Origin of the sequence: Thiohalocapsa marina, from assembly GCF_008632335.1 — a bacterium.
GTDB classification, from domain to species: Bacteria; Pseudomonadota; Gammaproteobacteria; order Chromatiales; family Chromatiaceae; genus Thiohalocapsa; species Thiohalocapsa marina.
In genome coordinates this window covers 33586-54014 of the sequence record NZ_VWXX01000004.1, presented here as the reverse complement: position 1 = coordinate 54014, position 20429 = coordinate 33586, and the positions used below count along the sequence as shown (strand labels likewise).

The following is a 20429-nucleotide window of genomic DNA, read 5'->3' as shown; positions in this document are numbered from 1 at the left end:
ATGTCCTCCACGTCCGCCACCCCGGACCGGCAGATCATCCACGTGGCCGCCGGCGCCCTGGTCGATCCGGACGGCCGGGTGCTGATCGCCCGGCGGCCGCCGGGGGTCCATCAGGGGGGGCTGTGGGAATTCCCCGGCGGCAAGCTGGAGCCGGGAGAGGCCCCGTCGCAGGGGCTGGCCAGGGAACTGCATGAAGAACTGGGCATCCAGGTTCGCCGGTTCCGGCCCCTGATACGCGTCCATCACGACTACGGAGACCGGCATGTGCGGCTGGACGTCTACCGCGTCGACGCCTTCGAGGGAGATCCGGTCGGTCGCGAGGGCCAACCGCTGGCCTGGGTGCGACCGGACGACATGGACGCGGCCGGCTTTCCTGCTGCAGACCGGCCCATCATTAGTGCCTTGCGGCTGCCCAGCCGCTATCTGATCACCGGAGACGATCCGCGGGATCCGGCGGCCTTCGCAGCGCGGCTGGACCGGGCCCTGGCCGCAGGCATCCGGATCGTGCAATTGCGCGCCCACGCCCTGTCGGACCGCGACTACGGACGTCTGGCGGAGCGGCTGTATCCGATCTGTCGGGCCGCCGGGGCGCGCCTGCTGCTGAACCGGGATTGGAGCCGGGATCCCGCGCTGGCCGCCACGCTGCCGGGAGACGGGGTGCATCTATCCGCCCGCATGCTGCAACGGCTGCAGACGCGGCCGGTTGCGGCGGATCGCCTGGTCGGGGCCTCGTGCCACAGTGCGGCAGAACTGGCGTTGGCGCAGCGACTGCAACTGGATTACGCGCTGCTGTCGCCGGTGTTGCCCACCCGCAGCCATCCCGGCGCAGCGACACTGGGCTGGGCCGGATTCAGTGCGCTGGTCGAGCCGGTGGGGCTGCCGGTGTATGCCCTGGGTGGCCTCGGCCCGCAGCATCTGGCCATCAGCCATGCGTCCGGCGCCCAGGGCATCGCTGCCATCAGCGGGCTCTGGTCGGCCGATGCCGAGGGCGGCGTTGGCGCGGTCGGGGGCTAGGGCGCCGGCTGCGGGTGCTCGACTCGGGACTAGATCCCGAGCGCCATGAGCACCAGCAGCAGGATCACCGCGGCAATGCCGATGCCGTTGAACAGCCGGTCGGTCATCTGGTGGCGTCGATGCAGGGTCTCCACCCGCGCGGTGACTTCGCGGTTCTCCGCCAGGTCTGGCGCGATGTAGACCGGCCGATGCGATAACTCGATGGCCTCGGCCACCGCCACCGCCTCGGCCGGGGTCGCCCGGTACAGGTGCCGGTTCAGATCCACCAAGCGACGTCGCAGCCCGGTGTGGAAATGCATCAGGGCAATGTCCAGGCTGGAGAAGCGCGCGATGAAGATCAGATTTTCTGCGTCCTTGCCGGCCGTGTCGGGCGGATGGTCGGCACCCCGCACCGTCACCATGCCGGGTTGGGCGGGGTCCGTTCGCAGGATGAGATAGCCGGCTCGCACGGTCGCTGGTTCCGTATCAGTTCGATTGACGATCCTGACCACGCAACCGGCCGATGGTTCGCTGCCCGGCCGCTTCAGGCGCTATCGGCAATCTGCAGGCACCCACCGAAGCAGGCTCAGGCGACGGCGGTCTGCGGCGTGATCTCGAAATTGCAGTAGGTGATGAGGTGCGCAGTCTCGCGGGGCAGATGGGCATGCTGTTGTGGCCGGTAGGGCTCGCCCCGGGTCCATGCCATTTCAGCGGCCTCGGCGATGCTATGCAAGCCCTGACGACACAATTCCCACACGGCTTTGTTCTGGTTCGGTGTCATGATGCCCTCGTCGGGTCGGTCCTGCGGCAGCGCGCCCGTGCAGGCGCCGGTGCCGCTGTACTGCTTGGTTCTACCACAAGCTAGCTTAGCGCGCTGCCGGTCACGCGCAATTGGTAGTTACCATGGAAAATGTCGGCAAATGCCCGACAGTGATCCAGGCGAGCACCGGTCTGCCTGTTGACGACCCGGGGGTTGCGGACTTTCGTGTCGCGGATCCCTCAGTACCCATGCCGTCAGGCGTCGACGGTCACGAGGCGCTGCGTCAGGATGTCCAGCAGCCGTGGGTGTTCCCCGAGCAAGGGGGACGGCAGCACGCGTAATCCCGGCTGCTGTGCCATGGCCTCCTGGCTGATGCTCTCGATGTCGCCGCCGACGCCGGCATGCCGACCTGGGGAGATGAACTGCATGGCCAGCACCACCTCCGTCACCGGTGATCCGGACCCGATCTGCGCCAGCCAGTCCGCCAGCAATGCACCGTTGAAGTCGTATTCGGCACCCGGCCGGCGCTCCATCACCGCCTCGGACACCCCCTGCACCCCATGCAGACGCTCCGCCAGCCGTGCGGCCAACCAGTGGCGCACTGCGGTGACCGCAGGTACCGGCGAGCCGTGGTCCACCAGCACCACCCGGGGGGCCTGCAGCCCGTGGCGGGCAACGGTGGCCGTCACATGGTCGGCCAGGATGTCCACCAGCCCCGGTTCGCCGGCGGGCAGCGGGCAGAGGACATCGGCGACCTTGACCCGCAACGGGCCGATCTGTTGCGCCATGCGTTCCACCAGATCGGGGATGAACTGCTCCAGGGCGCGGCTTGGTCCGAAGAACAGCGGCAGGATGGTGAAGTCGCGCTGGCCCTGTTCGCACTGATGCAGCAGAAAGGGTTCCAGGATGTCGGCCCGCACCCCGTCGAGGTCCGCCGGGTCGATCCTGGATGCATGCAGCAGTGACACCGGGTGGATCGTTCGGCCCGTGCGTGCGCTCAGCGCGGCCGCCAGCCGTCGCAGGTTCCTGGTGGCCTCGGGTCGCGTCGACCCATTGTCAAGCAGGATGATCATGCGCCAGCCCTGGAGCCGCTTGCGGAACCGGTCTCGTCTTGGGCGGCAGCCGCGCGGGCCGGGAACAGCCAGCCGCCGGCGAGCACCAGGAGCAGGCCGGCCAGGGAGATCCAGTACCAGCCCTTCAGGCCGAACTCGCCGTACTGATAGACGTCGCCGGCACTGAACAGCACGCCATCGTCCTGGGGCAGGATCCAGCTGATGCCGTAGCGCAGGTGTTCAGGCGGGGCGTCCACCAGGACGGCGTAGGCGGCGGCTGCGACGCGCTCCTGGTGTTCGGTCAGGTCGACGCGGTAGAGCCCGGAATCGCTGCCGATCCACAACGGCTGCGTGCCTGCGTCCACGGCGGGCTCCAGCAGCAGCGACAGGATGCGGCTGTCCTCCAGACCGACCCGGAGCATGCGCCAGGGCTGCTGCGGCGCCGTTTGCCAGTACAGGCCGTGATCGGTGCCGGCGATCAGGCGACCACCGGCGGTGACAGCGAAGCTGTACACGCGGGATGCCGCGGGCAGCCCGTCTGCGTTGGCGATCCAGTCGCGCAGGTCCTCGACCCGTGCGCTGAATACGCCCTGGCCGATGGTTCCCGCATGCAGATAATCGCTGCCGTTCGCCGGCTGCACCCCGAGCCGGTAGACCTGCACCCCCGGCAGCGCCGTCTGCCAGCGGCCGTCGCCGGCAACCTGCAGGCCGTCGCCAGTGGCGACCACCAGGCCGGCATCTGTCACGGCCTGATCGCTGACGCGATCGCGCAGCGGCGGCAGCCCGGGCGGGCCGTTGATCAGTCCGCCCGCAGTGCCGATCGGCGCCCGCATGAGATCATTCGCCACGCCCGCCGGCAGCGCAGTCACGGGCTGTCCGCCCAGATCCAGATTGATCCTGGACCAGCGCCCCTCGGCAAGACGCCAGAGCGCTCCGTCCTGGGTGCCGGCCAGCACCGAGCCGTCGGCGGCCCGGGCCAGGTCCGTCACATGGCCGCCCTGGGGTGGTCCGTTTCTGATCAGTCGTTCACCGCCCGGCAGAAGCGGGCCGGCAATGAGCAATGCCAGTCCCAGCCCGGCGATTGCCAGCGCCCCCGTCCTCGACATCTGCATCTTCAGCCTCCCGTGTCATTCGTTTTGCGTAACGGTGATCGAGTTTCGGTGACGCCCACCTGACCCGCGACAACCTGAACCTCGTCTCCGGTTGAGCTTGTTACCCTGCGGATGTATCGGTGACGACGGCAGAAGGCAAGTGCCGGACCCTCTGCTATACTGCCCGACCGTCGCGCAACGGCGACCGGCCGGGCATCCGCGCGGGCCGGGCCAGCCGGCACTGCGCCCCTTCCGTACAGCCCAGCGTTAGCCAGGAATCCTTCACCGATGACCGTCCGCACCCGTTTCGCGCCCTCGCCGACCGGCTATCTGCACGTCGGGGGCGCCCGCACCGCCCTGTTCAGCTACCTGTTCGCCCGCAAGCATGGCGGCGCCTTCGTGCTCCGCATCGAGGACACGGACCTGGAGCGCTCCACGGTGGAATCGGTCAACGCCATCATGGAGGGCATGACCTGGCTGGGGCTGGACTATGACGAGGGCCCCTTCTTCCAGACCGAGCGCTTCGAGCGCTACAGCCAGGTCATCGACGAACTGCTGGAGAAGGGGCTGGCCTATCGCTGCGACTGCCCCAGGGAGCGACTGGATCGCCTGCGCGACACCCAGATGGCCGCCAAGGTCAAGCCGCGCTACGACGGCCATTGCCGCGGGCGCGAGGTGGACCCGGACAAACCCCATGTGATCCGCTTCAAGAATCCGGTGGACGGCGCCGTGGTGGTGGACGACCTGATCCGCGGGCGCATCGCCTTTGCCAACGCCGAGCTCGATGACCTGATCATCCGTCGCAGCGACGGCTCGCCCACCTACAACCTGACTGTTGTCGTGGACGATGCGGACATGGGCATCACCCACGTCATCCGCGGGGACGACCACGTCAACAACACGCCGCGGCAGATGAACATCCTGCGCGCCCTGGGCCAGGAGCCGCCGCGCTACGCCCATGTGCCCATGATCCTGGGCGCCGACGGCGCGCGCCTGTCGAAGCGCCATGGCGCGGTCAGCGTGGTGGCCTATCGGGAGCAGGGCTACCTGCCCGAGGCCCTGCTCAACTATCTGGTGCGACTGGGCTGGTCGCATGGCGATCAGGAGGTGTTCTCGCTGGAGGAGATGATCGCGCTGTTTGACATCGCCGACGTGAACAAGTCCGCCGCCGCGTTCAACACGGACAAGCTGGACTGGCTCAATCAGCATTACATCCAGCAGGGCGATCCCCGGCACATCGCCCGCTTGCTGAGCCCGCACATGGGGCATCTGGGCATCGACCCGAGCCAGGGGCCGGATCTGGTGGACGTGGTGGCCGCCCAGGGCGCCCGCGCCAAGACGCTGGTGGAACTGGCGGAGATCAGCGCCTTCTGCTACCGCGACTTCGACGCCTACGACGAGGCCGCGGCGAAGAAGCATCTGCGGCCGGTGGCGCGGGAGCCGCTCACCCGCGTGCGCGCCGGACTGGAGATGCTGGCGCTGCAGGACTGGCAGCCGGAGACCTTGCACCACGTCGTGGAGCAGGTCGCGGCGGAACTCGACATCAACATGGGCAAGGTGGCGCAGCCGCTGCGCGTGGCCGTGGTCGGTCGCGCCGCATCACCGGGCATCGACCTGACCCTGCAGCTGGTGGGCAAGGCCGCCACGTTGCGGCGCATCGACAAGGCCCTGGCGTTCATCGCCGAGCGCGAGGCGGCCGCCTGAGGGGCGCCGGCTGCTGCTAGCCGGGACCTGGTGCCGGATACGCACCAGATCCCGGGACACGGCAGGGTGCTAGGCCCCCCAGCGCCGCACGCGGCCGGTGTCGACGTGGACGAAATCGGATTTCGGGTAGTAGCCGACGCCCCCCCGGCCCAGGGCCAGGGCGGTATCGCGGACGCTTCGGGTAGATGTCCGGCTGAGCCGCACGTCCAGCGCCTGGCCGCTCATGTGCAGGCTCTTCTTGGCGACGCCCGAGGAGGTGCGGCGCAGGTTGGCGTTGGTCTTGGGTGAGCGGTAGCCGCTGATGATCTCGAACACCCCGTCGTCCTGCCCGAGGCGGGCCTTGACGTCGTGCAGCAGATCGAACAGCTGGGGATCGATCTCGATGCTGTCGCCGGTGCGAAAGTCCCGCAGGAAGTGGTTCAGCCGCCGCAGCGCGCCGGGCTGGTAGCGAGCGCCGATGCGGTAGGTCAGCGTCAGACGCTCATCGGTGTGCAGATGGTGCAGTGACAGCACGCGCGGCTGCTTGTCGGTAGCGGTCGTCCCCTTTGCGAAGGCTGGCGCTGAGCACAAGGCAAGCCCAGCGCCAAGGAAATGGCGTCGGTTCATGTCGGATTTCCCCCTGGTCGGATGTCGTTCGAACGGGCCGAGGACACGCTGTTCATGTCAGCGTTGCCGGTGGTGAGCGCGGGGCGGATGCCCGGCCCGATTACTCGGCCCGGTCAGCAGTATAACCAGCGGGGGGTGAAACGCAACGCCCTGGCTGTTTGCCCGGGGCGTGCGGATTCAAACGGGACAAATCCGTCAGGGAGGCACCGATTGATTGGCCTCCCTGATTCATTCCAGGCCAACACTCGGCACGTCTCCCGCTAAACGCGGTAAAGGCTCTATAAATCAGTAGCTTGATTGGATAAAGTCCTGTTGATGAGCGTCCTCTTCAAGCCTCCTGTGGCGTGCCTTGATCGGAATCCGGGGTCTGAACCCGGCGCGGCGACTGTGCCCCCGGGCTGTGGTGTTGACCTTCGGGCGATGCGTTCTATACTCGGCGGACGTCGACCTTCTTGGATACCTGAAGCCCGGCTTGGGATATGTCGGTTTATTGGCCAAAACCGGCACGCACTTCGATTTGTCTGTCCGTTCCAGATTGACCAGAGACCGATGTCTTCGCCACATGCATCGATGCGCTGTCGCACACTGCGCCCCGGGCTGTGCCTTGGGCGTTCCACTGCATGCTGTTTGGCATCCGCAGCCGATGTTCGCCGGACCGGTGCCGGCATGGTCGCTTTCGGTGCCTGGTTGCTGCTGTGCGGGCTGGCGCTGCCGGTGGTGGCCGTGGCCGATGTCTACAAGTACGTGGACACCGCCGGAAATGTCTATTTTTCCGACAAGCCGCTGGTCTCCCGGGGGTTGCGGCTGGAGTGGAAGCGCACCGCCAAACGGCTGGTGGCGGAGAATCGCCAGCGGGCGGAGCAGGTGGCCCAGGCCGAGGAGACGGCCCGCGCTGAAGCGCTGATCCAGGGGCGGTTGACGGCGGCCTCCGTGACAGTGCACGGCCACGGCCAGTCGCGGCCGGTGAGCGGGGCCATGTCCCTGCGGCGGGCGCAGGTCAGGCATCTGATCGACGAGAATGCCCGACGCTTCGGCCTGAGCGCCGATCTGCTGCACGCCGTGATCCGCGCGGAATCGGCCTACCGGTCGGATGCGCAGTCCCACGCCGGGGCCTGCGGCCTGATGCAGTTGATGCCGGCCACGGCCGAGCGTTTCAGCGTTGCCGACATCTGGGATCCGGCGGAGAACATCCGCGGCGGCGCCGCCTATCTGCGCTTCCTGCTCGACTTGTTCGACGGTGATCTGACACTGGCCCTGGCGGCCTACAATGCCGGGGAGAATGCCGTCCGGCGCCACGGCGACCGGATCCCCCCCTATCCCGAGACCCTGGACTATGTGCGCAAGGTGCTCAGGCATCTGTCGGCGGAGCAGGGGGCGCGTCCGTCATGATCGCCCGCGCCGGCCCTTGGCACCGACCCTTGATACCGGCTCTCAACGCCGGCTGCCAACAACGGCCCGACGCCGGCCTTCAGCCCAGGCTGCAACCCAGCCTTCAAGCGGCTCTCAACCCCGACGCTTATCCAACGTGCAGGTAATCTGTGCCCTTGCGATAGCCCAGCCGGCCCAGCTCGGCCTCGATGCACGGGCGCGCGCCGTGGGCGGCGACATAGCTGAGCACGAACGGGCGTGGTGAGCGCCGTCGCAGCCAGTCAGGGTTGACTACGGGCACACCGTCCAGGCGGTTGCCGATCTTGCGCGGGTCAATGTCGATCCAGGCCCGGGGCCGGTAGCCCTGGCGCAGCAGCCAGCCGACCCGGGAGCGGGTCTTGCGTCCGGCGCCCCAGATGACGAGTCGATCCCGGGCGGCCAGCAGGCGCGCATCCCTGGCCAGATAGTCCGCCCGCAACCGGTCGAAGGCCGCGCGCGCATAGCGGGGATCCCGGCGTGACAAGCGTTGGCCATGGTCACGCCAGCGCAACAGCCGTTTCGGCAACTTGCCGAAGCCCTCGCCGCGCTGGTGCAGGCGCAGCCACAGCTCATAATCTTCGGGAAAGTCGCCGTCGCGGTAGCCGCCATGGGCCAGAATGCGCGCCTTGCGCAACATCACCGAGGGGTGCGCCACCGGCGCCTCCAGGTAGATGTCGGCAGCCATGGCCTCGGCACTGACGCAGCTGTTCTGCCAGTCGATGTAGGCGCGAAAGCCATCCGTCAGCGGCCCGTCGGCGAAGGCCTCGACGCAACTGGCCAGGACCGTCAGTCCGGCGTCTTCGGCCATGGCCCGTTGCTGCAGTTCCAGCCGCCGCGGATGCATGATGTCGTCGGCGTCCATGCGTGCCACCAGGCCGCCGCGCGCGGTCTGCAGGCCGAAGTTGAGTGCCTGCACCAGGCCGTGGCCGGGCGCCGTGACGGGCCGGATGCGAGGATCCTCGCGGGCGATCTCTGCCACCAGTTCGGCGCCGCCGTCGCTGGAGTGATCGTCGATGCACAGGAGTTCGAAGTGCTCCAGGGTCTGCGCCCGGATCGAGGCGATACACGCCGGCAGGGTCTGTGCCGCATCCCGGTACGGCAGCAGCACGCTGACCTGTGCGGCGGTCATGGAGGTCCGCTAATCCTCCCCGATGACCCGTTCATCCCGGGGTGTCGACAGCAGCCGTTCGGCCTCCCCCTGTTGCCGGGCGAAGATCAGGCGGTAGTCCGCGTCGTCGCCGTCCTGGCGCTGTTCGCGCAGGCCGCGCACGATGGCCCGGGCTTCCTGATAGCGTTCCTTGGTGTCGACGTAAGTCAGTTGAAGGGATGGCGTGACTTTGTACACAAAATAGGGCATGGGATCGATCCCTGTGTGGCGTGGGTATCGGTTGAGCAACAAGCAAAAGCATTTGCTCCGGTCATAAGGAGAACCTGGGAAGTCCCCGGGACCGGCTATGGTATGTTCCAGGGCGGTTCGCGGTGCCGCCTTGGCGCGTACGGCAACCAGATGCGGCCGATGTGGCGTCGTTTCCAGAATCCGACCCACCACCGATCCGCTCGATACCTGACCCGACCAATACCCGTTTCGACTAATACCCGTTTCGACCAAAATCATTTTTCGACCGGCACCACTCCGATCGATACCATGCAGCTCGCCGCTGCACCCGGTGACGCCCGCGGTCGCTCTGGCGACGACGCGGCTGCCGTGCCGACGCCGGCGAGCGCACTGAAGAGGCAAGCCATGATCAGACCCGTTGGCTCCGATGAGCTCAAGCCCCTGTTCGTCTACGACTCCGAGCAACACCACGCGCTGATGCGCGAGGCGGAAGGCCTGCCGTCCGTGGTCGTCAGCTCGCAGGCCGCTGGCAATGCCGTGATGATGGGCGGCGGTTACTTCACGCCACTGACCGGTTTCATGCGTGTGGCGGATGCCATCAGCGTGGCCGAGGACATGCGGACCACCGACGGGCTGTTCTTCCCGGTGCCGATCCTGTGCCTGATCCCGGATGCCGCCGCCATCGGCGACGCCCGGCGCGTGGCCCTGCGTGATCCCAACATGGAGGGCAACCCGGTCTTGGCCATCCTGGATGTCGAGGCGGTGGAGCAGGTCAGCGACGCGCAGATGGCGCTGATGACCGAGCGGGTCTACGGCACCCAGGATCCGGAGCACCCGGGTGTGGCCGCCTTCAACGCCCAGGGTCGCACGGCGCTGGCGGGGCCGATCCAGGTGCTGCACTTCTCCTACTTCCAGGACGACTTCCCCGACACCTTCCGCACCGCAGTGGAGATCCGCAACGAGATCGTCGAACGCGGCTGGAAGCGCGTGGTCGCGTTCCAGACGCGCAATCCCATGCATCTGGCGCACGAGGAGCTGTGCCACATGGCCATGGAGCGGCTGGACTGCGACGGCCTGGTCATCCACATGCTGCTCGGCAAGCTCAAGCCCGGCGACATCCCGGCGCCGGTGCGCGACGCCGCCATCCGCAAGATGGTGGAGCTGTACTTCCCGCCCAACAGCGCCATGGTCACAGGTTACGGCTTCGACATGCTCTACGCCGGACCCCGCGAGGCGGTGCTACACGCCTACTTCCGGCAGAACATGGGAGCGTCCCATTTCATCATCGGTCGTGACCATGCCGGTGTCGGCGACTACTACGGCGCCTTCGATGCCCAGACCATCTTCGACACCGAGGTGCCCGAAGGTGCGCTGGACATCGAGATCTTCAAGGCCGACCACACCGCCTACTCCAGGAAGCTGAACAAGGTGGTGATGATGTGCGAGGCGCCGGACCACACCAAGGAGGACTTCGTGCTGCTGTCCGGCACCCGGGTGCGCGAGATGCTGTCCCAGGGCATCGCGCCGCCGCCGGAATTCTCCCGGCCCGAGGTGGCGCAGATCCTGATGGACTACTACCAGACCCAGACCCAGACCCAGACCCAGACCCGGGGCTGACCGACGCGTTCAGACGGGCAGGGAACGCAGGAAAAAGGTCTTCAGGTAGGCCGTCTCGACGATGGCCGGGTGCACCGGATGGTCCGGCCCCTGGGTGCCGGCCAGCAGTAACTGCAGCGTGTGGCCGGTGCGCTGGGCCGCCCCCTGCACCGTGTGCAGGAAGACATTGCGCTCCATGTGGAACGAACATGATGCGGTCACCAGCATGCCGCCGGGCTCCAGCAGCGCGAGCCCAAGCCGATTGAGTCGCTGGTAGGCGCGGGTGCCCTCGGCCTCGTCCTTGCGGCGCTTGATGAAGGCCGGCGGGTCCAGGATCACCAGATCGAACCGGGCCTCCTCCTCACGCAGCGCGCGCAAGGTCTCGAAGGCGTCGCCCTGGCGGCACTGGATGCGTTGTTCCAGGCCGTTGCGCGCGGCGTTTGCGCGGACCTGGTCCAGTGCCGCGGCGGAGCTGTCGACAAAGGTGACCGACTCTGCCCCTGCGTCTGCCGCCCGCAGGCCCCAAGCGCCGAGATAGCAGCAGACGTCCAGCGCGCGGCGGGGCGCCGCAAGACGTTTCAGGGCGAGCCGGTTGTCCGCCTGATCGAAAAACCAGCCGGTCTTCTGGCCGCTGCCCGGGGCGACGCCGAAGCGCAGGCCGTCCTCCGTCAGCTCGATCTCGCCGGGATCCTCGCCGAGCACCCAGTCGATGCCCTGCTCCAGCCCCTCCTGTGCGCGAACGGCGGTGTCATTGCGCAGCACGATCCGCTGCGGTCGCACCACCTGTTCCAGTGCCGCGATCACCGCAGGCAACGCCCGCTGCATGCCCGCGGTGGTGACCTGTACGGCCAGCAGGTCACCGTAGCGGTCCACCACCAGGCCGGGCAGGCCGTCGCCTTCGCCGTGAACCAGCCGGTAGAAGGGCTGCGGGTAGATCCGCCGGCGCAACCCCAGCGCGGCCTGGATCCGCTGCACCAGCAGGCTCGGGCCAAGCGGGTGTGCCCGGTCCCGGCTCAGCAGGCGGGCGCAGAGCAGCGAGTGCGGATTCACATAGCCGTGGCCGAGCCAGCGTCCGCGCTGGCTGAACACCTCCACCGCCTGGCCCGGCTCCAGCCCCTTCAGCGGTGTCGCGGCGGTGTCCACCTCGTTGCTGTAGATCCAGGCATGTCCGGCGAGCAGTCGGCGCTCCTGGTCTTTCTTCAGTCGCAGTGGGGCGGGCTTCATGGCAGTCTCCGGTCTTGGGGCAATTGATTATATACTCGACGATCGCTGATCTTCGGCCAGACCTGTGCCATCGTGACCGATCTGCACGACCTGGAGCTGATGCTCCACTCCGAGACCCCCATCCTGCTCATCGAATCGCTGGAGGAGCGGCGTCTGCTGCAGCTATTCACCCGGCTCGGCCTGCAGCTGGCCGAGCCGGTGTTCTGCTGGACCCTGACCGACGGCCTGCGTCGGGTCGAATACGCGACCGCGGCCCAGGCCGATCTGACGGAGCCTGCGGAGGCGCTGCGCCACATCAAGGCCAGCGCGCGCTCCGGCGTCTACCTGCTGCTGGATCTGCATCCCTTTCTGGCAGACCCGCTGCATGTGCGTCTGATCAAGGAGATCGCGCAGTCCTTCGATGACGTCCGGCGCCGGCTGGTGCTGGTCAGTCATGCCCTGGAGACCCCGCCAGAGCTGCGTCATCTGAGTGCGCGGTTCAGTCTGCGGCTGCCGGATCGCAACCGGATCCTGGCGCTGATCCGCGACGAGGCCCAGCGCTGGCAGCAGGCGCGGCCGGACCGCAGCTTTCGTGCCAATCGCGAGGCGGTGGAACAACTCTCGCGCAACCTGCTCGGCGTCACCGAATCCGACGCCCGCCGGCTGATCCGCAACGCCATCGTCCACGACGGTGCCATCACCGAGACGGACGTCGCCGCCGTCAGTCTGGCCAAGTACGAGCTGCTGAGCCCGAGCGGGGCCCTGTCATTCGAGCATGATACCGCCAATTTCGGCGATGTTGCCGGGCTGGACAACCTCAAGGCCTGGCTCGACCGCCGCCGCGACGCCTTGCTGCAGGCCGCGTCCGCAGATCATCCGGGGCGGCCGCACGGCAGTCCCGCCGACCGCCCCAAGGGCATGCTGCTGCTGGGGGTGCAGGGCAGCGGCAAGAGCCTTGCCGCCAAGGCGGTGGCGGGCCATCTTGGCGTGGCCCTGCTGCGGCTGGATTTCGGCGCCCTCTACAACAAATACATCGGCGAGAGCGAGCGCAACCTGCGCCATGCCCTGAGAACCGCCGATGTCATGTCGCCCTGCGTGCTCTGGCTGGACGAGATCGAGAAGGGGCTGGCCGTTGGGTCGGGCGATGATGGGCCGGCCGGGCGCATGCTCGGGTCGCTGCTGACCTGGATGGCCGAGCGCCGCAGCAGCGTCTTTCTGGTCGCCACCTCCAACGACATCTCGCGCCTGCCCCCGGAGCTGATCCGCAAGGGTCGGCTGGACGAGCTGTTCTTCGTCGATCTGCCAGATGCGGCCGTGCGTCGGGAGATCTTCCGCATTCACCTGGCGCGGCGCGGACTGGATCCCGCCGGCTACGACCTGGACGGCCTCGCCGAGGCCAGCGCCGGCTTTTCTGGTGCCGGCATCGAGCAGGCCGTGGTGGCAGCGCTGTACGCGGCCCGCGCCGACAGCAGCGCCTCCGACGCGGCCCCCGATACGCAACGGATACTGGCGGAGCTGGCGGCGACGCAGCCCCTGTCCGTCGTCATGGGTGAGCAGATCGCCCGGCTGCGCCAGTGGGCGCGGGGGCGCACGGTTCCCGCTTGAGGGCGGCGGTTCCGTTTGCGCTAGAATTCCGGTCTTGAATTCCGCTCGCGGTCAGGCCTTCCACCGCCGAGACATGCCCTATCCCGACACGCCCCCAGCGAGACATGCCCATGGAGTACAAGGACTACTACAAGATCCTCGGCGTCGCCCGCGATGCGTCCGCCGACGAGATCAAGCGTGCGTACCGCAAGCTGGCGCGCAAGTACCACCCGGACGTCAGCAAGGAGCCGGATGCCGAGACCCGCTTCAAGGAGGTCAATGAGGCCAACGAGGTGCTGAAGGATCCGGACAAACGGGCCCAGTACGACGCCCTCGGCAGCGGCTGGCATGCCGGAGACGAATTCCGCCCACCACCCGGGAGCGGCGGCGGTCGGCGGGAATATGAATTCTCGCCCGAAGAGGCGGCCCGGTTCAGCGACTTCTTCGCCAGTATCTTTGGCGGCGCCGGCAGAGGGGCCGGCTTCGGCGATGTGCCCCCCGGCGCGCGCGATCGCGGTTTCGCCCGCCGCGGCGCCGACCAGACCGCCCGTCTGCGCATCTCGCTGGAGGACGCCTACCACGGCAGCAGTCGTCAGTTGAGCCTGGAAATGCCGGAGTTCGACAAGGACGGACGCCTGCAAACCCGCACGCGCACCCTCAATGTGCGCATCCCCGCCGGCGTGACCGAGGGACAGCAGATCCGCCTGGCCGGTCAGGGCGGGCCCGGCATGGGCGGTGACAACGGCGACCTGTACCTGGAGATCGAACTCATGCCGCACCCCATCTACCGCAGCGAGGGCCGGAATATCCATTTGCGGCTGCCGATCACGCCCTGGGAGGCGGCACTGGGGGCGACGGTGCCGGTGCCGACCCTGGGCGGCACCGTCAGCCTGAAGATCCCGCCCAATTCCCAGAGCAACCAGCGGTTGCGGCTGCGGGGGCGCGGGCTGCCGGGCAAGACGCCCGGCGATGCCTTCATCGAGCTGGAGATCGTCAATCCGCCGGCCGACGCCGATGCGGCGCGGTCGGCGTTCGAGGAACTGTCGAAGCATTTCGCCGGATTCAATCCGCGCGCCAGGCTGGGGGTCTGAACCATGGCACAGCACGAGACCGGCATCGAGGGTGTCCTGCTCGACGAGCAGACCAGGGTCAGCATCACCGAGATGACGCGGGTCTGCGGCGTCAGCGTCGAGCAGGTGCGCCTGATGGTGGGCGAGGGCCTGTTGCAGCCTGGCGGCGGGGCCGGGCCGGACAACTGGTCGTTCAGCGGCGTCGAGGTGCGGCGCGCCCGTCGCGCATTGCGACTGCAGCACGACCTGGAGTTGAACCTGGCCGGCGCTGCGCTGGCCCTGGAACTGCTCGAAGAGGTGGAGCAGTTGCGTCGTCGTGTGCGCGCGCTGGAGCAGCAGCACGGCGTGATCTGCGAGGTGGATTGATGGGCTTGGGCCGCACCCGGGGGTGCCGGTCATGATTGCCCCGGCGCTGCTTTCCGGCCTGGCGTCGGTGCAGGAGCTGCTGCGCGAGACGCTGCGCCAGGTGCCGGCGGAGGCGGCCATGTGCCAGCTGTCGCCGGAGCGTCCGTCGCTGGCCTGGCTGTTTGCCAATGCGGTCTACCGTGAGGCCTACTGGCTGCGCGAGCGTCTGGACCAGGATCAGGATCTGACCGCCCGGGCGCGCGTCTTCTTCATCCGCGACACCGCAGCCGGTGGGTTGACCCTGGACCGGCAATGCGCGGGCCTGCCGCCGCCGCCGCACCTGCTGGCCTGGGCCGTGGAGATACAGGACGAACACCTGCGTCGGCTCGCGACCCCGGGGGCGCTGCCGCCCCACCCGCTGCTGGAGCACGACCGCCTGCCCTGGTGGCTGCTGCAGGAGCATGCCAAGGATTACGAGCGCATGCTGGCCCAGCGGCTGGCGCTGGTCTTGGCACCGGTGTCGGCGCAGGAACAGGGCGATGCCAGTGCCGACTACCGTGTCGCCACCCCGTTGCGTGCGGCCTCGTTGGCGGACGTGATGGCGGCCCCGGCGGCGATGGTGGAGCAGGGGCACTATCGCGTCGGTGCCCGCGGCGACGCCTTCGCCTACGACAACGAGCTGCCGCCGCAGGCGGTGCCCCTGTCGGCCTATCGGATCACCCGCGCGCCGGTGTCCAACGCCCAGTATCTGGCATTCATGCAGGCCGGTGGTTACCAGGATGCCGCCCTCTGGCCGGAGGCTGGTGAGTCGACGGCAGCGCGCATGCCGCATCCGTTGCAATGGCGCCAGGATGCCGCCGGTCGCTGGTTCGATGTGAGCCTCAACGGCCCGGCGGATCTGCCGGCGGATGCCCCGGTATCGGGGCTGGACCAGGCCGAGGCCTGGGCGTTCGCCCGCTGGGCAGCGCGCCTGGGCGGTGCCTGCGCCGGCGCGGTGCTGCCGCACGAGTATCAATGGGAGGTGGCCGCCCGAGCCGGACAGTTGGAGGTTGCGGGCAGCGTCTGGGAGTGGTGCGCGGGCCCGCTGCATGCTTATCCGGAGTTCATGCCGTTTCCGGGGCCGGAGAGCCCGTCGGTGGCGGCGTTTGCGGCGGGGGCCGTCACCCTGAAAGGTGCTGGTCTGCACACCTTGCCGGCGTTGCGTCGCGCCAGTTTCCGTCACTGGGCGATGCCCGATGACCGCTTTGCCGGCGCCGGCCTGCGGCTTGTGCTGCCGCCGGATTGACCGGTTCTGCCGCGGGTATCCGCGCCTGCTCGATCAGCGCGGCCCGCCGAGGATCAGCAATTCCAGCAGGGCCTTCTGGGCATGCAGGCGGTTCTCCGCCTCATCCCAGACCACAGACTGCGGGCCGTCGATGACCTCGGCGCTGACTTCCTCACCGCGATGGGCCGGCAGGCAGTGCATGAACAGGGCATCGGGCCGGGCCGCGGCCATCACGGCGGCGTCCACCCGAAATGGCTCGAACACCGCGGCGCGGGCGTCCTGCTCGCTCTCCTGTCCCATGCTGGCCCAGACGTCGGTCACCACCAGGTCTGCGTCCTTCGCCGCCACCCGCGGATCGCGGACGATGTCGCAGCGGTCCGCGGCCGCTTGCAGTACGTCGGCATCCGGCTCGAAGTCCGCGGGGCAGGCGATGCGCAGTTCGAAGTCGAACAGCCGGGCGGCATTGATGTAGGAGTGGCACATGTTGTTGCCGTCGCCCACATAGGCGACGCGCCGCCCGCGAATGCTGCCCCGGTGTTCCAGGAAGGTCTGCATGTCCGCCAGCAACTGGCAGGGATGGAAGCGGTCGGTGAGGCCGTTGATGACCGGGACCCGGGAGTGGGCGGCGAAGCGCTCTACCAGGCCCTGGTCGAAGGTGCGGATCATCACCGCGTCGACCATGCGCGACAGCACCCGGGCGCTGTCCTCGATGGGCTCGCCGCGGCCGAGCTGGGTGTCGCGGGGAGACAGGAACAGCGCATGGCCGCCGAGCTGGGCCATACCGGCCTCGAAGGACACCCGGGTGCGCGTTGACGATTTCTCGAACACCATGGCCAGGGTGCGGTGCGCCAGGGGCAGATAGTCGGCGCCCTCGGCGCGCAGGCGCTTGAGTTCGATCGCGCGCCGGAGCAGTGACATCGCCTCGTCCGGTTCCAGATCCAGCAGGGTGAGAAAGTGACGGGGGGATTGCGTCATGGCATGCAACTCCTGAGGCCGGCCGCGACCACGCGCGGCAACGAGCCTATGGCGCGAGAAGGTCGCGGATCAGGTTCGACACGGTGTCGACGATGCTGTCGGCCAGCTGCTCGTCGATGATCAGGGGCGGGAGCAGTCGTACCACGCGCTCGGCGGTGACATTGATCAGCAGGCCCTCGGTCAGGGCCCGACCCACGAGTTCGCCGCAGGGCCGGTCCAGCGCGATGCCCAGCATCAGGCCGCGGCCACGGACCTGCTCGACGCCGTCGACGCCGTCCAGTGCCTGCCGCAGCCCGTTCAGCATGCGTTCTCCCAGTACGCCGGCGTGCTCCGCCAGCCGGTCGCCTTCGAGCACGTCCAGCACCGCGCCGGCGACGCGGCAGGCCAATGGATTGCCGCCGAAGGTGGAGCCGTGGCTGCCAGGGGCAAACACCTCGGCAGCGGCGCCTTGGGCCAGGCAGGCGCCGATGGGCACGCCGTTGCCCAGGCCCTTGGCCAGGGTCATCACGTCCGGCAGCACGGACGCTTGCTGGCAGGCGAACAGGGTGCCGGTGCGGCCCATGCCTGTCTGCACCTCGTCGAACATCAGCAGCCAGTCTTGCCGGTCGCAGATGCGGCGCAGGGCGGCGAGGTAGTCGGCGTCCGGGATGACGATGCCGCCTTCACCCTGGATGGGTTCCACCAGGATCGCGACGATGTTGCCGCGATTGGCGGCGGCGGTTTCCACCGCCGCGACATCGTTGTAGGGCACCCGCACGAACCCCTGTACCAGGGGCTCGAAGCCGGCCTGTGCCTTGCGATTGCCGGTGGCGGACAGCGTGGCCAGGGTGCGGCCGTGGAAGCTGCCCTCCATGACTAGGATCTCCGGCCGCTCGATGCCCCGGCGATGGGCATGCAGCCGGGCGAGCTTGATGGCGGCCTCGTTCGCCTCGGCACCTGAGTTGGCGAAGAACGCGCGATCCATGCCGGCCAGGGCGCAGAGCCGCTCGCCGAGTTCTTCTTGCACCGGGATGCGATACAGGTTGGAGGTGTGCAGCAGGGTGCCGGCCTGTTCGCACAGCGCCTGCGTCACCTTGGGATGCGCATGGCCGAGACCGCAGACCGCGATGCCGGACAGCGCATCCAGATAGGGTTTACCATTGCTGTCCCACAGCCAGGGGCCCTCGCCATGGGTGAAGGCGACGGGCAGGCGACCATAGGTTGCCATGAGATGCTCAGCCATAGGGCTTAACTCACTGCAGCGTACGTGCGTGTGCGGGTTGTCAGGATTTGTTCGGCGGCCAGTTCAGCGCCAGCTCAGGGCCAATTCAGGGCCAATTCAGGGCCAGTTCAGCGCTTGCTCAACTTGTGGGCAGGCATGATGGACCGAAATCTGCCGCCCCAGAAACTGCAAAGGGCGGATCGGCCGCGCCGGTGATCCGCCCTGTGAGCTGAATAAAGCGGGCTAGAATATCAGCAAAAGGCCTGCCGGGGCAAATTGTGCTCGCGCGGTCGTCTCCGCGCGATTTTGCCTGCCCTGTCGGGCAGTCGGATGGCTGCCGGGCCGCTGAGCCGGCGCGCAGGCAGCGAGGTGGCAGGCAATGGACAGCGGCATGGCCGTCGATGGCTCGGAAATTTGAGAGGTCGAAGATGATGACGCGAGATTCTCTGGGCGGACCTGTCCGGGATTGGCGCCTTGCCGGAGGGCTTCGGTGCCGGCTACGGCTGCAGATCCGGCCTTGGCTGGTGCCTCTGCTCTGGCTGGGCATCGCCGTGCCATCGGCCAGGGCGGCGCAGGTGGATGTGGGCGACGAGCTGGCGCGGCTGGCGTCCGTCCATGGCTTTGGTGTGACTGGGGCAGCCCATGTGGTGGACCATCGTGGTCGGGCCGAGGGTGACGATGTCTACCGGCGGGTGCGACAGCTGCTCGAGCGTTTCGACCACATCATCCTGCAGGGTCCGGATGGCGGCATCGAACGCGTCATCGTGCTCGGGCCGGCGATGCCGGGCAATGCGCTGCCCAAGACGCTGGTGGAGATCGGTGAGACCGGGGCGGAGTCGGCTGACGGAGCCAGCATCACCTTGCCGACCGTGCGCAGCGGCAGTCAGCATTCCGTTCACGTTTCCCTGGAGGGTCCCGGCGGCAAGCGCCTGGAGCAGGTGCTGCTGATCGACACCGGCGCCGACACCCTGGTGCTGCCGCGCTCCATGATCGCGCTGCTCGGGCTGGATGAGGCAGGTCTCAGCGAGCGGGAGGTGCAGACGGCCAACGGGCGGACCTCTGCCCGGGTGGGCTCGCTGGCGGGCCTGTGGCTGGGCGAGCAGCGGGTGGAGGACGTCGCGGTGGCCTTTCTCGACGACGACAGGATCGGTAACGGCGGCCTGCTGGGCATGAGCGTGCTGGGCCGTTATCAGATGACCATCGACGACGCGCAGGGGACCTTGACGCTGATCCGGCGCTAGTCTTGGCGTGGTTGCGCGCCTGCCTATTGGTGAAAAGGCTGCGTCTGTTCCACCCGACCGGGCGGCGGATCGACGGGGGGTAGCCGGGCGGCGGGGTCCTGTCGATAGAAGGCCCGGAACTGGCGGTAGACGTCGGGATAGACGCCCTGCAGCAGGTGCGGCAGTTCGAAGAAGGCCTCGCTGCAGACGGCAAAGAACTCCGCCGGCGATTCGCTGGCGTAGGGGTCGATGGCAGGTTCCGGGCCCCGGCCCTGATCGGCGGCGTCGACGCGGCGGCACAGGTCGTCGTAGGCCGCGCCAAGGTCGCTGGCCCACTGCCGGTTGCTCATGTCCGCGTGCAATGCCGGATGGCCGTTGGCGACACCGTTGTCCATGTCGAGCTTGTGCGCCAGTTCGTGGATGACGACGTTGTAGCCGTCGCGCTGCTGGCCGGCGGCCACATCCGCCAGCGACAGGATGACCGGTCCCTGCTCCCAGGCCTCGCCGCTCTTGGGTGCGTCGTCGATCCAGACGATGCCGTCTTCGTCGATGACCTCGCGGGCAGGCACGAACTCGTCTGGATACAGGATCAGTGCGTGCCAGCCACGGTAGCGGCCCAGGCCCAGCGCCAGCACCGGAAGACAGGCCTGCAGGGCCAGGCCCTGTCGCATGGGAATGCTAAGGCATGCGCCGCGGGCGGGCTCCAGGGACTTGTCCTGCAGGAACAGCGCCGCCAGGTCGCACAGCCGCGCCAGTTCGGTGTCGTCAAGTCCCTGCAGCAGCGGTAACTCGGCGATGATTCGGGGCCAGAGCGCCGCGTCGACGCCTGCCAGCGCACGCCGCAGACGGCGCGCCTGCCACCAGCGCGTGACGGGATTGACGGTGGGGGACGTCGGCGCGAATCGGGTCTTCGTCATGACCATCGCAAAGCGGTTATCGGTGTTGCCGGTACATTCTACTGTGGGGTTTGGGCCCGTGCAGGCCAGATGGCCCGGCCGCCAGGCGGGCTTGTTGGCGCGGAT

20 protein-coding genes are annotated in these 20429 nt (G+C 68.2%); 9 read left to right on the top strand and 11 right to left on the bottom strand.

The window, feature by feature from the left end; translation table 11 throughout:
• Positions 1-1014: a Nudix family hydrolase gene (locus F2Q65_RS04340; RefSeq protein ID WP_150090811.1), complete on the top strand. Its 1014-nt coding sequence runs from the start codon at positions 1-3 to the stop codon at positions 1012-1014.
• 29 nt (positions 1015-1043) lie between these two features.
• On the opposite strand, the gene F2Q65_RS04335 is transcribed toward F2Q65_RS04340, so the two are convergent.
• The 4 genes from F2Q65_RS04335 to F2Q65_RS04320 all read right to left on the bottom strand — a co-directional run bounded on the left by F2Q65_RS04335 (position 1044) and on the right by F2Q65_RS04320 (position 3917).
• Positions 1044-1463 carry a hypothetical protein gene (locus F2Q65_RS04335; protein WP_150090808.1) on the bottom strand — a complete coding sequence of 140 codons (420 nt, stop codon included), beginning with the start codon at positions 1461-1463 and terminating at the stop codon, positions 1044-1046.
• Positions 1464-1579: 116 nt separating this feature from the next.
• Complete coding sequence (locus tag F2Q65_RS04330) at positions 1580-1774, bottom strand: hypothetical protein (protein ID WP_150090806.1); 195 nt, start codon at positions 1772-1774, stop codon at positions 1580-1582.
• Positions 1775-2007: 233 nt separating this feature from the next.
• Positions 2008-2826: a sirohydrochlorin chelatase gene (locus F2Q65_RS04325; protein WP_150090804.1), complete on the bottom strand. Its 819-nt coding sequence runs from the start codon at positions 2824-2826 to the stop codon at positions 2008-2010.
• On the bottom strand, positions 2823-3917 hold the full coding sequence (locus F2Q65_RS04320; protein WP_150090802.1) for a ligand-binding sensor domain-containing protein: 1095 nt from the start codon (positions 3915-3917) through the stop codon (positions 2823-2825). Before F2Q65_RS04320 ends, F2Q65_RS04325 begins: the two co-directional genes overlap by 4 nt.
• A 267-nt stretch (positions 3918-4184) precedes the next feature.
• Between F2Q65_RS04320 and gltX the strand changes: the two genes are divergently transcribed.
• Entirely contained in the window at positions 4185-5600 is a 1416-nt protein-coding gene (gltX, locus tag F2Q65_RS04315; protein ID WP_150090800.1) for a glutamate--tRNA ligase, read from the top strand.
• A 69-nt stretch (positions 5601-5669) separates the two neighbouring features.
• Here the strand turns inward: gltX and mepK are convergent, their stop codons facing one another.
• Positions 5670-6206, bottom strand: coding sequence for a peptidoglycan L,D-endopeptidase MepK (mepK, locus tag F2Q65_RS04310; RefSeq protein ID WP_150090798.1), 537 nt, complete (start codon positions 6204-6206; stop codon positions 5670-5672).
• A gap of 666 nt (positions 6207-6872) precedes the next feature.
• Here mepK and F2Q65_RS04305 point away from each other — a divergent pair.
• The gene (locus F2Q65_RS04305; protein ID WP_150090796.1) at positions 6873-7595 is read left to right on the top strand and encodes a transglycosylase SLT domain-containing protein; all 723 of its coding nucleotides are present in this window, start codon (positions 6873-6875) and stop codon (positions 7593-7595) included.
• Positions 7596-7722: 127 nt separating this feature from the next.
• Here F2Q65_RS04305 and F2Q65_RS04300 read toward each other — a convergent pair whose 3' ends face one another.
• Both F2Q65_RS04300 and F2Q65_RS04295 read right to left on the bottom strand, forming a co-directional pair.
• Positions 7723-8742, bottom strand: a complete 1020-nt coding sequence (locus F2Q65_RS04300) for a glycosyltransferase (protein WP_150090794.1) — start codon at positions 8740-8742, stop codon at positions 7723-7725.
• A 9-nt stretch (positions 8743-8751) separates the two neighbouring features.
• On the bottom strand, positions 8752-8970 hold the full coding sequence (locus tag F2Q65_RS04295) for a hypothetical protein (RefSeq protein WP_150090792.1): 219 nt from the start codon (positions 8968-8970) through the stop codon (positions 8752-8754).
• Positions 8971-9354: 384 nt separating this feature from the next.
• Here F2Q65_RS04295 and sat point away from each other — a divergent pair, with 384 nt between their 5' ends.
• Positions 9355-10566: a sulfate adenylyltransferase gene (sat, locus tag F2Q65_RS04290; protein ID WP_150090790.1), complete on the top strand. Its 1212-nt coding sequence runs from the start codon at positions 9355-9357 to the stop codon at positions 10564-10566.
• 9 nt (positions 10567-10575) lie between these two features.
• Here the strand turns inward: sat and F2Q65_RS04285 are convergent, their stop codons facing one another.
• Positions 10576-11769, bottom strand: a complete 1194-nt coding sequence (locus tag F2Q65_RS04285; protein ID WP_150090788.1) for a class I SAM-dependent rRNA methyltransferase — start codon at positions 11767-11769, stop codon at positions 10576-10578.
• Between the two features lie 72 nt (positions 11770-11841).
• Between F2Q65_RS04285 and F2Q65_RS04280 the strand changes: the two genes are divergently transcribed.
• The 4 genes from F2Q65_RS04280 to F2Q65_RS04265 all read left to right on the top strand — a co-directional run bounded on the left by F2Q65_RS04280 (position 11842) and on the right by F2Q65_RS04265 (position 16032).
• Positions 11842-13353, top strand: coding sequence for an AAA family ATPase (locus F2Q65_RS04280; protein WP_150090786.1), 1512 nt, complete (start codon positions 11842-11844; stop codon positions 13351-13353).
• Positions 13354-13463: 110 nt separating this feature from the next.
• On the top strand, positions 13464-14423 hold the full coding sequence (locus F2Q65_RS04275; RefSeq protein ID WP_150090784.1) for a DnaJ C-terminal domain-containing protein: 960 nt from the start codon (positions 13464-13466) through the stop codon (positions 14421-14423).
• A gap of 3 nt (positions 14424-14426) precedes the next feature.
• A complete protein-coding gene (locus tag F2Q65_RS04270; RefSeq protein ID WP_150090782.1) occupies positions 14427-14768 on the top strand; it encodes a chaperone modulator CbpM in 342 nt (113 codons plus the stop codon).
• 31 nt (positions 14769-14799) lie between these two features.
• Complete coding sequence (locus F2Q65_RS04265) at positions 14800-16032, top strand: SUMF1/EgtB/PvdO family nonheme iron enzyme (protein ID WP_150090780.1); 1233 nt, start codon at positions 14800-14802, stop codon at positions 16030-16032.
• Positions 16033-16065: 33 nt separating this feature from the next.
• Here the strand turns inward: F2Q65_RS04265 and argF are convergent, their stop codons facing one another.
• Both argF and F2Q65_RS04255 read right to left on the bottom strand, forming a co-directional pair.
• The gene (gene argF, locus F2Q65_RS04260) at positions 16066-16986 is read right to left on the bottom strand and encodes an ornithine carbamoyltransferase (RefSeq protein ID WP_150090778.1); all 921 of its coding nucleotides are present in this window, start codon (positions 16984-16986) and stop codon (positions 16066-16068) included.
• Positions 16987-17032: 46 nt separating this feature from the next.
• On the bottom strand, positions 17033-18208 hold the full coding sequence (locus tag F2Q65_RS04255; protein ID WP_150090776.1) for an aspartate aminotransferase family protein: 1176 nt from the start codon (positions 18206-18208) through the stop codon (positions 17033-17035).
• A gap of 503 nt (positions 18209-18711) precedes the next feature.
• Between F2Q65_RS04255 and F2Q65_RS04250 the strand changes: the two genes are divergently transcribed.
• Entirely contained in the window at positions 18712-19428 is a 717-nt protein-coding gene (locus F2Q65_RS04250; RefSeq protein ID WP_170265513.1) for a retropepsin-like aspartic protease family protein, read from the top strand.
• A 23-nt stretch (positions 19429-19451) separates the two neighbouring features.
• Here F2Q65_RS04250 and F2Q65_RS04245 read toward each other — a convergent pair whose 3' ends face one another.
• On the bottom strand, positions 19452-20324 hold the full coding sequence (locus F2Q65_RS04245; protein ID WP_150090772.1) for a M90 family metallopeptidase: 873 nt from the start codon (positions 20322-20324) through the stop codon (positions 19452-19454).
• Positions 20325-20429 lie beyond the last annotated feature (105 nt).